Origin of the sequence: Sedimentibacter acidaminivorans (assembly GCF_017873955.1) — a bacterium.
In the GTDB taxonomy this organism is placed as follows: Bacteria; Bacillota; Clostridia; order Tissierellales; family Sedimentibacteraceae; genus Sedimentibacter; species Sedimentibacter acidaminivorans.
Genome location: NZ_JAGGKS010000008.1, coordinates 1 through 19,580, shown reverse-complemented (window position 1 = coordinate 19,580; position 19,580 = coordinate 1). Strand labels below are relative to the sequence as shown.

Annotated in this window: 18 protein-coding genes and 3 pseudogenes; 17 read left to right on the top strand and 4 right to left on the bottom strand. The window is 32.6% G+C overall.

Annotation, left to right across the window (positions count from 1 at the left end; all coding sequences use genetic code 11):
- The first annotated feature begins 74 nt into the window (after positions 1 to 74).
- The 13 genes and pseudogenes from J2Z76_RS12635 (at position 75) to J2Z76_RS12575 (ending at position 13,631) form a co-directional block, all read left to right on the top strand.
- Complete coding sequence (locus J2Z76_RS12635; RefSeq protein ID WP_209512433.1) at positions 75 to 287, top strand: hypothetical protein; 213 nt, start codon at positions 75 to 77, stop codon at positions 285 to 287.
- Between the two features lies 1 nt (position 288).
- Positions 289 to 630 (top strand): type II toxin-antitoxin system RelE/ParE family toxin, encoded by a 342-nt coding sequence (locus J2Z76_RS12630; protein WP_209512432.1) that lies wholly within the window; start codon positions 289 to 291, stop codon positions 628 to 630.
- A gap of 357 nt (positions 631 to 987) precedes the next feature.
- Positions 988 to 2,013 (top strand): helix-turn-helix domain-containing protein, encoded by a 1,026-nt coding sequence (locus tag J2Z76_RS12625; protein WP_209512431.1) that lies wholly within the window; start codon positions 988 to 990, stop codon positions 2,011 to 2,013.
- Between the two features lie 820 nt (positions 2,014 to 2,833).
- Positions 2,834 to 3,319: pseudogene (locus tag J2Z76_RS12620) on the top strand (TIR domain-containing protein).
- A gap of 370 nt (positions 3,320 to 3,689) precedes the next feature.
- Positions 3,690 to 5,114, top strand: coding sequence for an SIR2 family protein (locus J2Z76_RS12615; RefSeq protein WP_209512430.1), 1,425 nt, complete (start codon positions 3,690 to 3,692; stop codon positions 5,112 to 5,114).
- A 32-nt stretch (positions 5,115 to 5,146) separates the two neighbouring features.
- Entirely contained in the window at positions 5,147 to 5,830 is a 684-nt protein-coding gene (locus J2Z76_RS12610) for a TIR domain-containing protein (RefSeq protein WP_209512429.1), read from the top strand.
- Positions 5,831 to 6,298: 468 nt separating this feature from the next.
- Complete coding sequence (locus J2Z76_RS12605; protein ID WP_209512428.1) at positions 6,299 to 8,359, top strand: hypothetical protein; 2,061 nt, start codon at positions 6,299 to 6,301, stop codon at positions 8,357 to 8,359.
- A 489-nt stretch (positions 8,360 to 8,848) separates the two neighbouring features.
- Entirely contained in the window at positions 8,849 to 9,076 is a 228-nt protein-coding gene (locus tag J2Z76_RS17000) for a helix-turn-helix domain-containing protein (protein ID WP_209512427.1), read from the top strand.
- A pseudogene (locus tag J2Z76_RS12595) lies at positions 9,070 to 9,162 on the top strand (IS3 family transposase); the annotation flags it as partial. The gene J2Z76_RS17000 and the pseudogene J2Z76_RS12595, both read left to right, overlap by 7 nt.
- Positions 9,163 to 9,205: 43 nt before the next feature.
- On the top strand, positions 9,206 to 9,607 hold the full coding sequence (locus J2Z76_RS12590) for a hypothetical protein (protein WP_209512426.1): 402 nt from the start codon (positions 9,206 to 9,208) through the stop codon (positions 9,605 to 9,607).
- Positions 9,608 to 9,700: 93 nt separating this feature from the next.
- Positions 9,701 to 10,696 (top strand): AAA family ATPase, encoded by a 996-nt coding sequence (locus tag J2Z76_RS12585; protein WP_209512425.1) that lies wholly within the window; start codon positions 9,701 to 9,703, stop codon positions 10,694 to 10,696.
- A 549-nt stretch (positions 10,697 to 11,245) separates the two neighbouring features.
- Positions 11,246 to 12,556 (top strand): hypothetical protein, encoded by a 1,311-nt coding sequence (locus J2Z76_RS12580; RefSeq protein WP_209512424.1) that lies wholly within the window; start codon positions 11,246 to 11,248, stop codon positions 12,554 to 12,556.
- Complete coding sequence (locus tag J2Z76_RS12575) at positions 12,546 to 13,631, top strand: hypothetical protein (protein ID WP_209512423.1); 1,086 nt, start codon at positions 12,546 to 12,548, stop codon at positions 13,629 to 13,631. Before J2Z76_RS12580 ends, J2Z76_RS12575 begins: the two co-directional genes overlap by 11 nt.
- A gap of 65 nt (positions 13,632 to 13,696) precedes the next feature.
- On the opposite strand, the gene J2Z76_RS12570 is transcribed toward J2Z76_RS12575, so the two are convergent.
- The 4 genes from J2Z76_RS12570 to J2Z76_RS12565 form a co-directional block, all read right to left on the bottom strand.
- Positions 13,697 to 13,924, bottom strand: coding sequence for a hypothetical protein (locus tag J2Z76_RS12570; RefSeq protein WP_209512422.1), 228 nt, complete (start codon positions 13,922 to 13,924; stop codon positions 13,697 to 13,699).
- A gap of 141 nt (positions 13,925 to 14,065) precedes the next feature.
- Positions 14,066 to 14,200, bottom strand: a complete 135-nt coding sequence (locus J2Z76_RS16885) for a hypothetical protein (RefSeq protein ID WP_280922404.1) — start codon at positions 14,198 to 14,200, stop codon at positions 14,066 to 14,068.
- Complete coding sequence (locus J2Z76_RS16880; protein WP_280922403.1) at positions 14,181 to 14,309, bottom strand: hypothetical protein; 129 nt, start codon at positions 14,307 to 14,309, stop codon at positions 14,181 to 14,183. Before J2Z76_RS16880 ends, J2Z76_RS16885 begins: the two co-directional genes overlap by 20 nt.
- Before the next feature lie 163 nt (positions 14,310 to 14,472).
- Complete coding sequence (locus J2Z76_RS12565) at positions 14,473 to 14,703, bottom strand: hypothetical protein (RefSeq protein WP_209512421.1); 231 nt, start codon at positions 14,701 to 14,703, stop codon at positions 14,473 to 14,475.
- Between the two features lie 196 nt (positions 14,704 to 14,899).
- Between J2Z76_RS12565 and J2Z76_RS12560 the strand changes: the two are divergent.
- From J2Z76_RS12560 to J2Z76_RS12545, 4 genes and pseudogenes are all read left to right on the top strand, one after another.
- Positions 14,900 to 15,123: pseudogene (locus J2Z76_RS12560) on the top strand (helix-turn-helix domain-containing protein).
- Between the two features lie 9 nt (positions 15,124 to 15,132).
- The gene (tcmP, locus tag J2Z76_RS12555; RefSeq protein ID WP_209512420.1) at positions 15,133 to 16,260 is read left to right on the top strand and encodes a three-Cys-motif partner protein TcmP; all 1,128 of its coding nucleotides are present in this window, start codon (positions 15,133 to 15,135) and stop codon (positions 16,258 to 16,260) included.
- A 1-nt stretch (position 16,261) separates the two neighbouring features.
- Positions 16,262 to 17,038 (top strand): radical SAM protein, encoded by a 777-nt coding sequence (locus tag J2Z76_RS12550; protein WP_209512419.1) that lies wholly within the window; start codon positions 16,262 to 16,264, stop codon positions 17,036 to 17,038.
- Positions 17,039 to 17,048: 10 nt separating this feature from the next.
- The gene (locus tag J2Z76_RS12545; protein ID WP_209512418.1) at positions 17,049 to 19,487 is read left to right on the top strand and encodes a site-specific DNA-methyltransferase; all 2,439 of its coding nucleotides are present in this window, start codon (positions 17,049 to 17,051) and stop codon (positions 19,485 to 19,487) included.
- The last annotated feature ends 93 nt before the right edge of the window (positions 19,488 to 19,580 follow it).

The window sequence follows — 19,580 nt, the reverse complement described above, 5'->3', positions numbered from 1 at the left end:
GCTATATAATTATTATTGTAATATATAATATTTCTACAATATATTGTAAATAATTACAATAGGTGATAAAATATATGAAAAGTGAACAAGATGATATAAATAAATTCAAAGAGGAGCAAAAGGGGGCTGAAGAAATGAGTACTATTTTAGTTGATAAACATTTATCTCCAAGGGAATCGCTTAAAGAAGCGTGTAAACAAATGAAATTACTCAGGGAAGGAAAGCTACCTAAAGAAACATGGAATGATTTCATGAAAGAATTAGAGGAAGAAAAAGACGAAGATTAGTATGTGCTATAAGGTAATCACAACAGATATATTTAAGAAAGATGTAAAATATTATTTGAAGAAAAAGAAATTTACTAACATTTTAAAGGATATAAATTATGTTGTAGATGAACTTGAAAAGGGAAATCCAATCGGTGAACCAATAACTGACTTAAACTTGAATTGTAATGAAGCAGCATACAAAGTCAGGGTTGTTAATTCAAATACTAATAGTGGTAAATCTAATGGTTATAGAATAATATATTATGCTATAAAAGATGATAAAGAAATATATCTATTGACGGTATATTATAAAAAAGAAGATATAAAAATATTAACAAAAAAAAATAGCAGATATAATTAATAAATATTGCAATTGAACCCATATCAATAGTTTTTTATAATTGATGCGGGTTTTTTATTTTATATAAAAAATACTTATTTAGATGTTTATATTTGTAAAGAAAATCGAGCAAGCAGATAAAAAAATAAAGAAAATATAGAGAAACTGGAAGATTAAGTACTAAATAAATAGTAAGAAAAATAAAATATATTTATGAAATAGGGTAGCCGAAAAACTATCCTATTTTATTGCAAAAAAATAACTGTTCGTAGCGGAACAGTTATTTTTATAAAAACACAATAATGTTGTCAAATTTAAGTTATTATACCATGTATAAATAATAAGGGCAATATTATTTTCTATAATATGGAGGATAAAATGTCAAATACAATAACAATGTCAAATTATATATTTAATAATCAAATAGATGTGCATAGTAAAATAGTATATGCTGGATTAAAAAAATTCTCAAATGGTGAAGGTATCTGTTTCCCATCAAGAAGTACACTAGTAGAATTATGCAAAATTTCATTATCTACAGTTAGAAAGGCAATTAATAGTCTTGTAGATGCAAAAATATTAGATAAGCAAGAAAGATATAGAGAAAATGGAAGTCAAACTTCAAACCTATATTCATTAACTCCTTTTATGGCATCTGGAGATTATTACTTCAAGGTTAGAAGTGATATATTCGACCTGCAGCTTTCTGAAAAGGAAATAATAGTATATATGTATTTATGCTCATGTGCTAATAAAGAAAATGAATGTTATCCATCTCTAAGACAAATAACAGCTGCATGTAGCATAAGTCAAACTAGTGTTAAGATAGCTATGAAAGAATTAGTAGAAAGAAAATTGATTTTAAAGGATAATCAATATAGAGAAAATGGTGGAAGAAGAAATAACTTATATAAAATAGTAACTGAGGAAGATGATAATATAAATAATAATCAAGGATCAGAGACTAATGATGAAGCTATCACTCATGAGTTATGCTCTGAAGATGATAATCAAATAGAAATTATAGATTGTAAAGAAATAGATGAAATCATACTTGAAAATAGTAATGAAGTTGAAGATATAAATGTTTCTATTCAAGATAATCATGTATTTGATACAGATGTAACAGAACAAAAATTGAAGGTATATATTCGAGATGATATTTTTAATTTTAAGATGTCAAAACACAGCATGTTAGTATATTTGTATATATGTACCCATAGTGATCTTAAAACTAAACATTTTCCCTCATATGAGCAAATTGCAAATACTTGTAAAATTAGTATAGCAAAAGTTGCAAATGCTATATTAGAATTAAAAACTAATGGACTAATTGGAATACTGAAACAAGAAAAGGTAGATGATAATATGGACAATATAGAACCCCCACCATGGACAATATAGAACTGCCCCCATAGTCGCCAGAAAACCACCCATAACTAGAACCTATATATAACTATATCTATAAATAATATATTGCATACTGAAAGAGAAATAATATAAGATAAATTATAGTAAAATTTAGAAAAATATATATATTTTTGTAGAAATATTTTTTATACTGGAGTATAATGGAAATGTTAATTAAAGGTTATTTAATATTTTTGAAATAATATAAACTAAGTTAAACTTCTTATTTGGCTAATAATCAGAAATTCGTAAATGTACGTATTGTAGCAATTAAGGGAAATTCGTTTGCTAATATAATCAACATGTGAACACGAAACACATAAGCGATAATAAAACGGGAACAAATTTTTATGGCCGAGATAGCGAAAGGAGATAATTAAATGGGCAGAATCTTTGAACAAGGGGCATTTCAACCATACGCACAAATTCGCTTAGATGAGGCGAGGTCTTCTGTTAGCTAATATTCTCAATATGGCGCAAGAATAACAACTGTTTTTATTTCGCACAAGCATGATGAACTTGACGATTTGAAAGGCGTATTAGGGTTCATGTAGACACAATATGGCGTAAAAATTTATATTGATAGTCAAGATCCTGCCATGCCAAAGATTACTTCTGCACAGACAGCAACCAATCTTAAGGAGCGAATAAAGAGATGTGACAAGTTCATTTTGCTTGATATTAATAGCGCAATAGAAATACGACAACGGCACTTATATCACAAAACGACACTATGTTGTAACTCCGAAAACGAAATCTTTATTATCAAAGATTAGCCACTTGGTTTTCGCATCGGTGATTAAGGAGGTAAAATATGGCTCGTAGAGCATTTTTTAGTTTTCATTACGACATAAATCGTTCTATGATTGTTCGTAATAGTTGGGTAACTCAAGGGAAAGAGGCTGCTGGATTTGCTGATAAAGCTTCATTTGAGCAAATTAAGCGCCAAGCTGATACTGCTGTACACCGCTGGATTGACCAACAACTTGAATGAACATTAGTTACCGTTGTGCTACTCGGAAGTGAAACTCTGAATCGACCATTTGCTCAGTATGAGATATGCAAAAGTCTCCAACGAGGTAATGCAGTTATTGGTGTTCATATTAACGGGATTAAAGATATGCGTTCATTTTTGACGTCTTCCAAGGGAAATACGCATACTGCTATTGGACATTATAGTGATAACTCTCCGGCGTACTTTGATAAAATCTGCGATGGAATATACGATTATACCACACAAAACGGGTATGCCAATATGGGGGCATGGATAGAAGCTGCCGCAAGAATCCGCAACAAATAGTATGTGGGAACATATGACTATGGAGAATAAACTTAAACATCTTGAATTGATTCATGACGTTATAAACCGCATTCGTGAAGTCTGATTATTCGTTAGCATCTGTTTGGTGTAAATACAAATTGAATTTCTATTTTGAACTTTGCAGACCAATTTATACAATAGAGACATAAGACCTCGACAACGGCGTCTATAGAAAAGGTATTTGTTTCGTGATCAAAAATATAGAGAATATGCAGTGCTGGAAGAGGCAAAGGTGTTAACTATTAATATCATACTGGACGTTCGTGCCATAATATTACTAAATTAAAAAAGAGAACATGGTTTCTTAGGTATAGACAGTGATAAGAAATCATTGATAGGAGGTGTCGATATGGCAACAAAGAAACAATTTCTTCGCGAATACATAAAGGCAATCAGAGATGGAAATGCAGCAGTGTTTGCTGGTGCAGGTTTGTCACGCCCATCGGGGTTCATTGTGTGGAAAGAACTCCTTCGTCCTTTAGCAGAAGATATAGGCTTAAATATTGATGATGAATATGATCTTACATCTGTTGCTCAGTACGTGAGAAACAAATCAGGAAATCGCGCGACTATTAATTCCTCTATCCTTGAAGCCTATAGCAAAGATGTAATGAGAAACGAAAATGTGACTATTCTCACACGACTTCCAATTTATACATACTGGACGACCAATTATGATCATCTTATCGAAGAGGGTCTTCGAGATGCCAATCGTAACTCTGATGTGAAGATTGAGTACAAACAACTATCCAGTACAAAAAGGGATCGGGATGCAGTAGTTTACAAGATGCATGGTGACGTAGATCACGCTGCTGATGCCGTCCTAACCAAGGATGATTATGTTAAGTATGATAGGAATTACCCATTTTTCAGAGGCGTGCTGCAAGGGGATCTGATATCAAAAACTTTTCTCTTTATAGGTTTCAGCTTTGAAGATCCTAATCTTGATAGTATCCTTGGGCAGATACGGTTACTCCTTGACGAGAACATCAGAGATCATTATTACTTTATGAAGCGAGTTGTACGTACGGATACAATGGGTGATGTGGACTTTGGATATCAGAAAGCACGGCAGGATTTGAGAGAGGAAGACCTGAAACGCTATGGTATCCAAACGGTTTTTGTCGATGATTACTCAGAGATTACAGAGATATTGAGAGAAGCCGAAAATGCGGTCCTTGCAAATAATATCTTTATTTCCGGTAGTGCTGATTTCTTTGAAGGCGACTGGACAAAAACAAGAGTCGATGAGCTCGCATATAAGCTTGCAAACCAGCTCGTGAAAGAAGAGTTCAGGGTAACATCCGGGTTCGGGCTTGGAATCGGATCTTCAGTTATCAATGGTGCTTTAGATGAAATCTATAGCAGTAGATTTAAACACCTGGATGAGCATTTGTGTCTTCGTCCGTTCCCGCAGGGAATAGCAAATGCAGATGAGCGTAAATCGAAATGGAAGAAGTATAGAGGAGAAATCCTTAGTGAGACCGGTGTGGCTATCTTTATGGTAGGTAATAAGAAGGATGCTGTAGGCAAGAAAGCAATTGCAGACGGTTGCTTACAGGAGTATCAAATTGCAAAGGAAAAGAGACGCGTAATCATACCAATTGGGAGCACAGGAGATGCTGCTGCAACAATTTATGCTGATGTGAAGACTAATAAGGATCAGTATCCTTACCTTGAGAAATATTTGAATATGCTTGGCACAGAAACTGATATAGACAAAATTGTGAGTGCAGTGATAGAAATTGTAAAAGCCCAAAGGACAGTACAATAATTAAGAAAAATTATATGGAGAAGGTGAATGTAATGGGGAAGAAAATCTTCATCTCATACAAATATGCAGATGATCAAGTTAAAAACCTGGTGCAGGGAGAGAACTCAACGGTTCGAGATTATGTCGATGAGTTTGAGAAAAAGGTGGATTCGTCCGATGACATTTTTAAGGGCGAGAGTGATGGAGAGGATCTAAGCGACCTTTCTGATGATACAATATGGGAAAGTCTCAAAGACAGAATCTATGACAGCTCTATAACCATTGTGTTCATTTCGCCTGGCATGAATGAAACCGGGAAGAAAGACAGAGACCAGTGGATTCCGTGGGAAGTATCATATTCTCTAAAAGAAACCTCCAGAAAGAACAAAAAAGGAGATTCTGTCACAAGCCATAGCAATGCAATGCTAGCGGTTGTCCTTCCGGACGAAGATGATTTGTATACTTACTATCTTGAATCAAAAAGCTGTTGTTCTGGTGGGTGTACCACACATCATACAGATAGGCTATTTACAATTATCAAGAAAAATAAATTTAACAGGACAGAAAATGCTTCCAAACGCACCTGTGACAATGACAATACAATCTGGACTGGAACGTGTAGCTATATTGAGGCCATGAAGTGGTCAAACTTCATAACGGATTATCAGAAATATGTGGACTCCGCAGTTGATCGCCAAGACAATATTGATGAATATAATATCTGTAAGGAAGTGTAGTCATTCCCAAAAGTAGTGTTACGCAAGAGGAAGTTGATTCTGATTTGACTCGAATTTCGCAGTTTGTTTAATAGTCATGATGCTCAGTTAAACATAATGACTAAGGGATTGACATTGACTGCTGCCTGAAGTTGGCTATCGTAGACATGGGTATATATATTTTTGTAGGTAATGCGTTCCGTGACGGCGTGGTTAAGACAACGGCTCGGATATTGACAAAAAATGAGTTGACATACTAATTTATTCCTGATATACTTGTAAAATACAAAGAAATCTTTTGCAACATTGTCCATAGATGGTGGAGAGTGTATGATGCGTCAGGATGGAAGTGTGTTATAATATGATGATAAAATACAGAGCATTTTTATATACATTATTGCCATGTGTTTTAGATATTTGACATTAACTCTTCTGATGAATTAGAAGAGTTTTTTTGTGCAAAAAATATCCGAATGGAGGAAAAAACATATGGTAACAGAGATTAGTAAGGAAATGATGGATGCAGTTGGAATGGTTGAAGGAAAGGGTGACCCGATTGCAATATCAGGAACAACAGAGTGTGGTAAATCTACGGCAATGGAGGCGGCAGCCAAGCATGAAGCAGTACAAGAACTACTCGGTATCAGAGAGGCATTAGGAAAAGGTAGTACAATAGAAGTAAGTATAATAGCAACTGATTATGTCGGAATTCCAGAAGACAAGTTAATTATGACAGCAAAGTTATGTCCTAAGACAATTGCTGATTGCAGTGATGATAATGATTTGCTTGGTAACATTGTATATTCTGCAGCTAAGGATTATAACAAAAATCCAGATGCAAACCTTTATAAGACTAAGCTTGCAAAGGCTCTTGCGAATGCGTTAGAACATCCAGCGAATGAGTCACTTGGCTACAAGATTAAGGGTATGACCGATGAAGATTTTAATGTGATAATGGATATTGTTATGCAATTTCCTATCGATGAGATTATGATAATTTTCAATGAAATGCTCGCAAGAAATCCAAAGAAGGGTCAGAAAGGTGTTAGGATATTTACTGAATTATTATCTGAGAGAGATTCGTTCGCTACTATTATCCAGAACTTTTGGAATTATATCGTTGATCTAATTAATCGTGACATTACTGATTTGGAGCATGAGCTTGATGAATGCGGAGCTACTTTGGAAAAATTCTCAGATGGAACAAACAAGTTTATTATAGCACTTGGAGCAGAAGATGTAGAAAGTGAAATTGTGCAAAAGCTTCTTAAGAGCGAGGATTGCTCTAAAGAGTATCTGTTGTCAGACATTTCATTGATTTTCAGAGGCGCGGATTACTTGTATGATGTAAGGAATTCTAATCTTTTGACGGTATCTGTATATGAAGGTAAGGAAATTCATTGTATCAGATTTATTGATACACAGGGACTGTTTCATGCTACAGGAGTTAAGACAAAGGATGAGTCAGAACGTATTATTGATATACTTTCCGAATATCATAGCAACAAGTTAGTGTTGGTTGTAAATTCGTATATTACGAATACAGTTAAGGATGGCTACGAAGCTGTTCGTATGATGCTCCAGGAAGCAAACCGCGACATTGAGGTTTATATAATGTACACACACTGGGATGAGTATTTAAAGAGTTATAGTCATCAGAGCGCATCTTCTAGCAGATTTAGTCGTGGAAAAGCAAACATTGATTGGGGGCAGAAGTACAAAGAGGCTAGCAAAGATCAGGATGCGTTGTCTAAAATGTTCCGGGATAGTCTTGCATCGAACACCTCAAGGAAGAAACCTTCTATTATTAGTTTTTATCGTGCAGCAATTCTATCTGACCCAGAAAGCCAGATGGAAAATGAATTAGAAAATAATAGTATTGATTATCCGTCAGCTTTGCATAACTTGGTTGAAGATGTCCTTAAAGTTGAGGCTAAAAGAGGACCAAGACATAAAGTCACAGAAGGGGTTGAAGAGTGCTTTGCGATTGATATTTCCAAACATGGAAATCAAAATATCAATGCTTTATATGAAAATATGGTTGTTGAATGTAAGGACTTAAAGCTATTCGCATCAACCGTAAGAGCTTGTAATCGTAAGTGGTGTGGTTCTGGTACCGTACATAAATCTGATGTGGCAGTTAATGACAATGGATTTATGAATATCACGACATCATTCGTGCAGGAGATTAGAAATTATGCCATGTCATATATAAGTAAATTAGACATCGATGCTACTCCGTATATTACGAATGAGGAAGATGTTGTCGGATTTACAGATGATTTAAAGGCTTATTTGTCTACGAATCAGAATGTAGGTCGAGAGGTGGCTAAACTTATCGGAAACGAAGCCTATAAAAATGGTTTTATCAAAGAACTGGGATTTAAGTATCAATATGACCGATTTACGGATATGATTCAGTATACACAGGATAATTACTTTATGGCTAAGAATATTCCTTTTACCACAACCTTTGAGGATTGTCTGTTTGCTGCAATTAAAGATTGTATCCGCAATTTTGTTGATGAAAAGTGTGTTGTAGTATATTAATTAATTATGTTATAGCCTTCACTAATAAAACTTACTTAGCAATGTGGGGGAGTAAACTATTCTTAAAGGAAAAAGGCACTTGATTTACCATTAAAAAACAACAGTATTTGACCTTTCGATATGTCGAATACTGTAAGTGAAATTATATTTGTATTTTCAACCCAAAAGGGAGAGTACACAAAATTTTTTACACATCCTAATTAATTTAAATTAATTAGAATCATTTTTTATCAAATATAACTTAAAATATTGTTGCAAAATGCAGATTATGTTTCAATTAAAGTTATATATTTTACTATAGATTTGCAAATCTCATAAATGAAAAAATTTCTACTAAATTGAAAATTATAAATAGTTATAATAAAAAATTATGGTAATGTCTTAACATTTGATAAACCTAGTAATATAGTTTGAAACACCTCAGTATTGGGGTGTTTTTTTGGTACGATACAAGTGTAAGTACAACTCTCGACTTCATTAACGCTTTTCATGACATCTGGAGATTATTACTTCAAGGTTAGAAGTGATATATTCGACCTACAACTTTCGGAAAAAGAAATAATAGTATACATGTATTTATGTTCATGCGTTAATAAAGAAAATGAATGTTACCCATCTTTAAAGAAAATAGCAGCTGCATGTAGCATAAGTCAAACTAGTGTTAAGATAGCTATGAAAGAATTAGTAGAAAGAAAATTGATTATAAAGGATATATAAGATGGTATAATGAAAAGAGAATTAAAAAATCGTTAGGTGGATTTAGCCCGTATGAGTATAGACAAAAACTTGGTCTTGTTGCATAGAAAGTCCAAATTTTTGTCGTCACCCCCCAGTGGTCAAATTTACTTGACAATCAATAGTAATACAGTGGAAGAATTAGCTAAGATGGATGCGGTGGATATATCCAATACAATTATTGATATTACCAATTTGATTAAAGATGGTAACTATTATAGAATTTTTACTGAAAGATATTTGTGGACAATAAGCGAGAAATTTGAAAATATACATTTTAGCTTGCAAACTAATTATTTAGATTCCTTCAAAGATAGATTCCCATATTTTTTTAACGAAGAAGAATTAAATTATGATTTTCAAAAAGTTGATAGCGGTGATATCGTTTCGGGTAAAGAAATTGAAATACATCAGCCATTAGATTTATATGTATATAAAAATCAAGCTACTATCAAAAAAATGTACAAAGATGGGAACGCTATTTCGTTAGCGAATTTGGTTGAAGAATTTTAAAGTATAGTATTTAAGTATAGTTTAGAAAATATTGTCTGCACAATATCGGAAAAAGATATTAGGGATATTGATCTATCATCTATAATAAAAACATTGAAATTACGTAGCGATTTAACCTTCCGATTTGAAACTTTGATTCATCAAGTAGCATCAACAAAAAATGTGAAATACAGTTTAGATAGTGGTTTAGTAACAGATGCTATTGAGCTTTTTCCACTTATTTTTGATGAAGAACATAACATCGATGATTGTGTTGATGAAGCTGATATCAGTTGTGAAGAGCCTCGAAGAGTGGATGTAAATAAAGTGAATTTATTGGTTGAGCAAATAAATGAAAAACTTAATGTACATATTACTTTTAAGGATGATTTTAAACACAATCTACTCAAATTCACATTCCTAAACAAAATGAACGAGCGAAAAATTTTATCAGTACTTTTATGCGGGGATTCAGGTATTGGAAAAACTGAATTTGCTAAGATAGCTTCAAATGTTATGTATCCCAATGAACCTTTAATTAAGATAAATTTTGGAAACTATTCAAAGCAAGGAGTTCTAAATAGTCTAATTGGCTCTCCGTTAGGCTATTATGGAAGTGAGGAAGGAGGCGAATTAATAAATAAAATTAGTACATCAAAATCTGAGATTATTCTCATTGATGAATTTGAAAAAGCAGCACCTAGCGTGTTTAATTTTTTTTATGAACTATTAGAAGATGGAAAATTCACTGACCGTCATGGCGTAGAACATAACTTAAATGGCTACATAACTATCTTTACCTCGAATATGACAGAGAAGCAATACCAGAAGCATATACCTAATTCTTTGAAGTCTAGGTTTGATATGGTATACAACTTTGAAGATATACCAGTAGAAGATAAGAACATATATATAAACAATACAACTATTAAGTTAGTTGGAAAGCTTAAAAAAGAATTTGGCGTAGAGGTAGATATCAAGTTAATAACCCCACAATTAAATGAGCTTGTTAAGTATAAAAATTTGAGAGATATGAAAAGAGAGATAGAGGATATTGTTTTTGGTGAATTTTTCAAGTATTATAAGAGAGCTGATTTGGAGCCAGTATAGTAAATAAATACGTTAAATATAATATTAAGACGAGCTATAAGACTATAAAGTATGGTTTATATAGTAGAAGATTGATAATGCTTTCCATTATCGTTAGGAAAGTTGTTTTATAGGCAGGTAGCTTCCATAGTAATGACAATTTTAAAAGTTACATCGACAACTACAGGACTGAATTTGAAAAATATTTTGTAAAAATTTATACCAGTAATTCTGATTATTTAAGTATTACGAAAGCTACTGATGAGCATGTAGATAATGGGTTCTAAATATACAATAAAGAAACACAATGTAAAATATTAAGATTATATATCCTATACCCCAAAAAATTGTGTTTGTACTAATTAATTGGAAAATTATGTTGAAAATTGTCAACCATAGCAGTATAATATGATTGCATAAAAACATTTGCAATTTAATTGGGTTTTACAGAGATAGTAGTCATGTTTATCAAACTACAACTATTAATATCTTATAAATATTATAACAAAATAGATTCGTTAGAGGTAATTCTGATGGTTTTTGAATAAATTATAGGAGAGGATCAATATAATGGATAATAGGAGTATTGGAATTAGAAGTTTAGATATTCAGACTGGCTTGTACAAATATAGTGATCCTATTTTAGATTTAAAAATTGGTGAAACTATTTTAATAGGAAAAGCTGCAAGCTTAGCATCTCACTTGAGAGGGATACAAGTTATCGAAGACTATGAAGCTTTAAAAGCTCTTGCCAGTAAGTTGGGTATAAATGCTACTGAATTACTCAGTGTGTTAGAGATACTTCATGAAATAGAGTACATTAGAATAATAGGAAACAAAAGAAAACCAACAAAAATTGAAGTCTTAATTAAAATATTTGAAGAGACGTACGATTTGTTAGGAGAAAAATGGAAAGATGATAAACCTGACGAATTTGAGCATAAAATGGTAGAAATTATAAATGACTTATCTAACTACAGGGTATCTAAGCAAGAGATCATATCAAAATATGATTTAAAAATCAAAGATATGGATATTATCACATATATTGGTCAAAATGGGGGTTTCCTAGATAGTTATTTAAGAGATGAAGTTAGGTATTTGTTTTCGCCTATTTACATGGAAGAAAATCCTGAAAAAATAATGAGATTTTTGGACTCTTATGATGAGAAAAACGTGAAATCTACAATAGATTTATTAAACGGTAAGCCAGGATATCCTATAGTAAACCTTGGAAATATTGAAGATGATATTATTTTAGGGTTAATGTCAAATAATATTTTACAAACTCCAGCCATCACTGCTTCTGGTGGAAAGGTGAATTTTTTGTTTACTCCTTATACCAATACCACCGATAAAGAAATGGTAAGACATGCTCGTAACGTAGTTTCTGCAGTTCGGTATGGAGAGAAGTTTTCGCAGTATTCAGAACTTAGATATCCAGATCTTTTTTTACAAAGATTAATTGAACGCGGATACATAGGGAAAACCCCTCATTCAGATATTGAGGCACAATACGGTGTACTTAGGGATAATGGGTTAGGAAGAATTGAAGAGGTTGGTATTGGAAGATATCGCTTTTACTTGGCTGATACACCTTATGCAAAAGATGTTGTTAGATTAGCAAAGTCTATGATTATTTCCAAACGTTCATTTGATCCGGAAATGCAAAGGGGTATTATTGCTGAGGCATGGGAAGAGCGACAATATCTATCTAAATATCATTTTAGCGAGTACATACCAAATTTAAGTAATATAAAAAATATTAAGAAGAGCTTAAACGAGAGAAAAACATTACCTAAATCAAATATAGCTAAAGATAAAATTAACGAAGCACTTAACAGGTTGTTTATAAGTGGAGGTGAACCAGATGTATTTTGATGATAAAGATTTTTTACAAAAGGTACGATTTCAGAAAATTTTGTGGGCTATGGGATATTGGTCTAGAATTGAGATTCCTATTGTAATATATGAAGATGACAATAAAAATAAAAAGTTACAAAAACATTATTTAACAGATATAGATGTTTATGGAGAAATTATTCAGCCTGATTTTTCATTTACAAAAAGCATTGGTGATTGTAAATCCGGGAAAAACGTTAAAGTATTTGAAAGATTGTTTTGGGTTAGTGGGGTAAAAGAATACCTTAATGCAGAACACGCATATCTGGTTAAAAAAAGCATATCATCCAAAGCTAAAATATTCATGCCTAAAGTTGACGTTAAAGGTGTTGATGATCAATCTTTGGCTGAGATGGAAAGTATTTTTCATTCAATGCAACTTGTGTTGTTCTCAAATAACTATTATAAAGCTAGAATAGAAATGATTAACCAATTATCAGACGAATATAAAAAAATATATGATTATATGAATACAAGATATTGGTTCACTGATTTAAATGTTAGTATGAAAGTTTTGATGACAATGCTAAAAAAAAGAAGTTTTTATAATTCATTTACTAAAAACAATAAAGTGCATTCCTTTTTATTATTAGAAATTTGTATCATGTTATCAAGAACATTAATGGATTGTTGCAGATATATTATGTCAAGAGATTTAACAAATGTCGAGAAAAGTGTTATGGAGTATATGCATGGGGGAATTGACGGTTACAATAATAAAATGCAAATGGTAAGAGAAATAAGTATTCCTATTAAAGAAATTTTTGGCACGGAGGAAGTAGCTAATAAGATTTTAGTTAAGCCTGATTATTATGATGAACTCTTAAAAATTATTATTACTTTACTTGGAGAGTCTTCACATACAAAGGATGTAATTAGATACCTAGAACTAATGCAGCATGAAATTTTGCTAGAAACAACTATAGATTATACCCAAATTACTGGCCTGCAGTATTCATCTGTTGGTCATAAAATTGCAAAAGATATTGTTGCTTTTTATTTAAAAACCAACAAAATTGATAATCATTTTTTTGACGACATTTTTCTGAAATAACCTGTAATTAGTATTAAAAATGATATTTAGAGTTTTGATCGTATTGGTAAATACTAGCGGCTTCCTTAAATCCTGTTTAAGCATGGCGTATTTTCATAATCATACTGCTTGTATAATTCGTTGACTTTGCATTTAAATTGTTTTATTGGTACTAATATTCTAGGAGCTTTGTTATTATCTTGCCATTCCATATCGGTCCATTCTTCTTTGTGAGATGGATATATCATATCCGCAGGGCATAGGCATGCAATGACTGTTTCGTTTCTTAGAATATTTTTAATGGCGGCATACATCTGACATTTGTGCCAGTGGAATATTTCATGGGCAATAATATTGTTGACAAATCTTATATTTAATTACCAATATATGTAAGCGCTAATCAGTATAGTACCGCGTTGTACATCTACTTTCTGATGAGAGCATTGGAATAATTCTTATACTTCAGCTTTGCCTGATGAAAACCAGATTTGCCTGAATATACTGAAATTGTCTGTGATTCGATGACCACGAATCATTTCTAACCCAATTCTTCCAATTCTATCTGCAATTTCAGCAATAGAAATTGTCATTTGGTGTCTCTATTGCTTCAGGATAATATTCTTCCAAAAAAGATGTTGTTTCTGCATCGAGATCTTCTTTATATATAACTGGAACAATATTTTTGGATACTTCATGCATATCAGTTTTATAATTGCGATTAGGTGTGTAATACTTATTTAAGTAATCAATAACGAGTTCAACATTTCTTTAACAATTGCCTCGCAAGAGGCACTCAGCCATTGACTTAAGTCGTATGAATGATTTCCACTATAGTCATTTTCAGTGAGATTAATTGTACAACTTAAAATGGCGCCAAATATAAGTAATCATCCTTTATTCTGATTTTACTAGAAAATTCTAACATCATATCTTCAAGTATAGCTGTATCTGGGTATCTGATACGTGAGTATGATAAATCTAATGAAAATGGATGATCTAATATATATGTATATACCTTTTCACAAATTGGTCGGTAACATATTTCGTAAATAAATTGTTCGATTTCTTTTCTGTGATTCCCAAAATCATACACATTCTTTTATTAATCTGAAATCTAATTATGTTTCTGTGATTTTATATTATATCAGAAAAGTGGAGAAAACTCAACTATTAGAAAAGCAAAATCTAGCATTTGTGAAGAAACTCTCTTGTTTTTAATAAATTTATGGTATACTTAGCAAGGTAACTTGAATAATTGTGCTTTTTTATATAATAGAAAGGTGGCAACTGTGGAAGTAAGTTATAAAAAAATATGGAAAATCCTCATAGATAAAGATATGAAGAAGAAGGATTTGCAATCAAACGCTTGTACTAGTTGGGATTCTGTTACGAAGCTTTCAAAAGGTGAAAATGTGAGTATGGATGTATTAATAAAAGTGTTATAGCATTAGAATGTGATATTGGTGATATTGTTGAACTGATTTCTCCAGAAAATAATTCTACAGAAATGTGAGGTAATAATATGGCAAGTAACAATAACGTAAAGATAATTAGTGATGCTCATCCTCATACAATCAAGAAATTTGAGTTGATTGAGACATACATAAAATCTTGGGCGCATAAATTAATGTTAACTGAAAGTTGTACAGGGATTGTTTTTATTGACTGTATGTGCAATAGTGGCATATATAAAGATGATGACGGAAAAAATGTATATGGAACGCCTATACGCGTTGCCGATGCTTTGCTTGATGTAGCTAGAACTTATCCTGATAAACAAGTGCATCTGTACTTCAATGATTATGATAAAAAGAAGATTGAGGAACTTGAAAAACATTTACCTCAAGAAGAAAGAAACTACAAGATAATTACAACTACACGAGATGGAAATGAACTCCTAAAGTGGATAGGTCCGCAACTTAATCAAAATAGCCATATGCATTTCTTCTTGCTATATGATCCATATGATGCGTCTATTGATTGGGATGCACTATTACCGTTTTTTAGAAATTGGGGAGAAGTGTTAATTAATCATATGATTTCAGATTCAGTTCGTGCAATATCGCAAGTTAAACGTGAAGATAAGAAAAAGAAATACGAAGGAACATATCGTGTAAATAGTATTTCTGAATTAGTTCCATATGGTAGCAATCAGGCTGCTTATGAGAAAAGAGTATTAGAAATCATTGAGCATATGAAGGGTTCAGCAGGAAGAGAGTATTATGTATCTGCATTTCCATTTTTTAACACAAAAAATGCATTGGTTTATGATCTCGTTCATTGTACTAGTCATGAGAAGGGGTTTAAGTTGTTTAAGTCAACAGCATGGAAAACTTTTGGTGACAAGTCATCATCTAAAAATAAACAAGGAAATAATGGTCAACTTTCTTTGGATTTTCTTACTGGTGAAACAGTTAGTGTTATTTCTGTTGATGAATACTGCTACGATGTATTTAATATGGCTGCATATGTGCAAAATAATTTCAAAGGTCAAAATGATGTTTCCCTGGAAAAAATATGGGAATTGTTAGATGATCATCCTGTTTTTCCTTCAGAAGGATATAAGAAGGAATTAAAAAGCATTTTGAAGAAAGATTACGACGCAAAAGTATCAACAAAGAGTATTACTTTTGCTGATAGGAGAGGTTAATATGCCTGAAATAGAGGAATATATACAACGGAAGACTATGCTCTATAAAACGGGCGTAGAATACGGAGATTACACAATCAATTTTGTGTTAGGATGCTCACATGGGTGTAAGTATCCTTGTTATGCATACACAATGAAAAAACGCTTTGGTGTCGTGAAATCTTACGATGAATGGTGCAAGCCCAAACTAGTTGAAAATACGTTAGAGCTATTAGATAAGGAAATCCCTAGATTAAAGAATAAAATTAAATCTGTTCAACTTTGCTTTGCGACAGATCCATTTATGTATGGATATGATAAGATTTGTCAAATGGGAATCGATGCAATTCGAAAATTTAATGACGCAAATATAAAATGTTCAGTATTGACAAAGGGAATTATCCCAATTGAATTAGAACAATTTTCTAAAGAAAATGAATACGGTATTACTCTAATTTCATTAGATGAAACGTATAGAGAAAAGATGGAGCCCGGTGCGGCATCTTACGAAGAACGAATAGCGGCTTTACGTGCACTCCATGATGCTGGGTGTAAAACATGGGTAAGTTTGGAACCATATCCTACGCCAAATATACATGAGCAAGATTTGCAAGAATTATTAGAAGCAGTTAGTTTTGTTGATAAGATTATTTTTGGAAGAACTAATTACAGTAAAGAGGCTAGTTCCTATAGAGGTCACAAAGCGTTTTACAATGAAAAGGCAGCTGAAGTAATACGTTTCTGTGAAAAACGAGGAATACAATACCATATAAAGGATAAAACAATTACGGAAGATTGAGGTGAATATTGTGGCATTATTACAAGACTTAATCCAACAGATTGATGATCCGGCTCTTAGGGATCGAATTCTGAAGGAAATAAATAAATTAGTGAAGCAGAAAAAATTTGGGCTAGTATTTGAGAACCATTTGCCGGAATGCACACCTTTATATGATATACCTGTTCGAGTTGGTTCAAAGGTGTCTTTGAAAAACGGTAAGGTCAACGACTTTTACGTTGTGCAGAAGATTGACGGTGAAGATGCACTTTGTGATCATAGAGAAACTCACGAAATCAAAACTTTTGTATTAAATGAACTAGTTGTAATTGCAGAATTTGGTGAGCCTATTTATCCTACATTAAAGCCCATAGATTGGGTGAATAATGCTCCTGCTAGTGATTTGTGGCATACATTGATTGAAGCTGATAATTATCATGCATTACAGCTTTTGGAGTATCTATACCCTAAAAAAGTCGATTGTATCTATATAGATCCGCCATATAACAATCGTGAAAAAGACTGGAAATATAATAATGATTATGTTGACCCAATTGATACTTGGCGTCATAGCAAATGGCTTTCAATGATGCAAAAAAGATTAAAAATTGCAAAGAAAATTTTAAATCCATCAACGGGAGTATTGATTGTTACTATAGATGAAAACGAGGTTCAACATTTAAGAATGCTTCTCGATGAATTATTTCCGGAAGCTGTAATTCAAATGGTCACAATCGTGATAAATCCCAAAGGAAATACAAGAGGTCGTTTTTCAAGAGTTGAGGAATATGCGATTTTTTGTTTCATGCAAAATGCGTATGTTGTTGCAGGAAGTGATTCTCTTTTAGGGGAACAAGTTTCAACCAAAAAACCAAGGTGGAAAGGATTACTACGTTCAGGAGCCGATGCACGACGAGAGGATAGTAAAAATCTTTTTTATCCAATTTTGATTGATTCATCAACAGGAAGAGTTGTTAAGGCATTAGAAGCACTTCCATATCCGCAAAAGCCAAATATAGGCGAAAAGATTGATGGGTATGATGTTGCATGGCCAATAAGAAATGATTTATCTGAAGGTCGGTGGATGCTGAGTACTGATACATTTAACAACTTGTTAGAGAATGGATATATTTCATTAGGACGTTTTGATAGTAAGCGTAAAACATGGGGATTATCATATCTTAGCCAAAGTATTCAGCGTCAAATTGAAACAGGTGAGGTTTTAATTACTGATAGAGATAATGTTACAGGTACGGTAAATATTGAATTTGTTTCTGAACAATCAAAACAGATAATGACGGTTTGGCATAGAAGTTTGCATGATGCTGGAGCACAAGGTTCAGACTTAGTGTCAAATATTATTGGCCAGACTAGAGCTTTTTCTTTTCCTAAGTCATTGTATTCTACAAAAGATGCAATAGCTGCAATAGTAAGAAATAATAAAACAGCATTGGTGGTAGATTTTTTCGCAGGATCAGGAACAACACTTAATGCCGTAAATTTATTAAATGCAGAGGATGGAGGAAATAGAAGATGCATAATTGTAACTAATAATGAAACATCTATTGAAGAAGCTGTTGAATTAACAAATAAAGGTTTTAAACCTGGTGACGAAGAATGGGAAGCTCACGGTATAGCACAATCTGTTACTTGGCCACGTACAAAATATAGTATAAAGGGCATGCGTAGTGATGGAACTCCATTAGATGGCGAATACATTACCACGCTAACAAAAGAAAAAAATAAATCACGTAATTTCACTCAAATTGGTTTTATAAGAAACTCTTTAGAAATGAAACCGACAGATAAAAAACAGCTTTTATCACTTTTTGCTAAAGGTATACTTCCTCAAAATTTAGTAAAAGCTGATACTCGTTATATTGTTTCTAATAATTATAAACATACTATTTCAGTATTATTTGATGATACAGCAGCAGATGAATGGTTAGAAGAGCTTAAGGAGATGAATCATATCACTGATTTCTATATAGTTACTGAGAAAAAATCAACTTTCAATTCGCTAAAAGAGAACGTTGCCGAATTGCTAGGTGATATAGTGCTTCAGGAACAGATAAAACTTCCGATGAAAGACGGATTTAAAACAAATGCCGCATTCTTCAAACTAAGTTTCTTAGATAAAACATCTGTAGCACTTGGACGACAGTTTAAAGAACTACTGCCAGTTCTTTGGATGAAGGGTGGAGCTGTTGGAAAATATCCCATACTGACAGAAAGTGAACTGCCACACATGTTAGTTCTTCCAAAAAACAAGATGGCAGTTTTAATTGACGAAATATATTATCCGGAATTTGATGAGAAATTAACAGAACATCCAGAAATAGAAACAGTGTTTATTATAACTGACTCTGAAACTGCTTATCGTGAAATGATACGCTCATATGAAGGAAGAGATTGCTATCAACTTTACAGAGACTATTTGGATAATTTCCGTATTAATACAGTGAGGTAAGTGTGAAAAAAGACTGTGGTTTTTGTGTAACTTTAACTAAGGGTTCGTAGAACCCAATAAAAAAATTTGATTAATTAATTATCGTTGCAATTT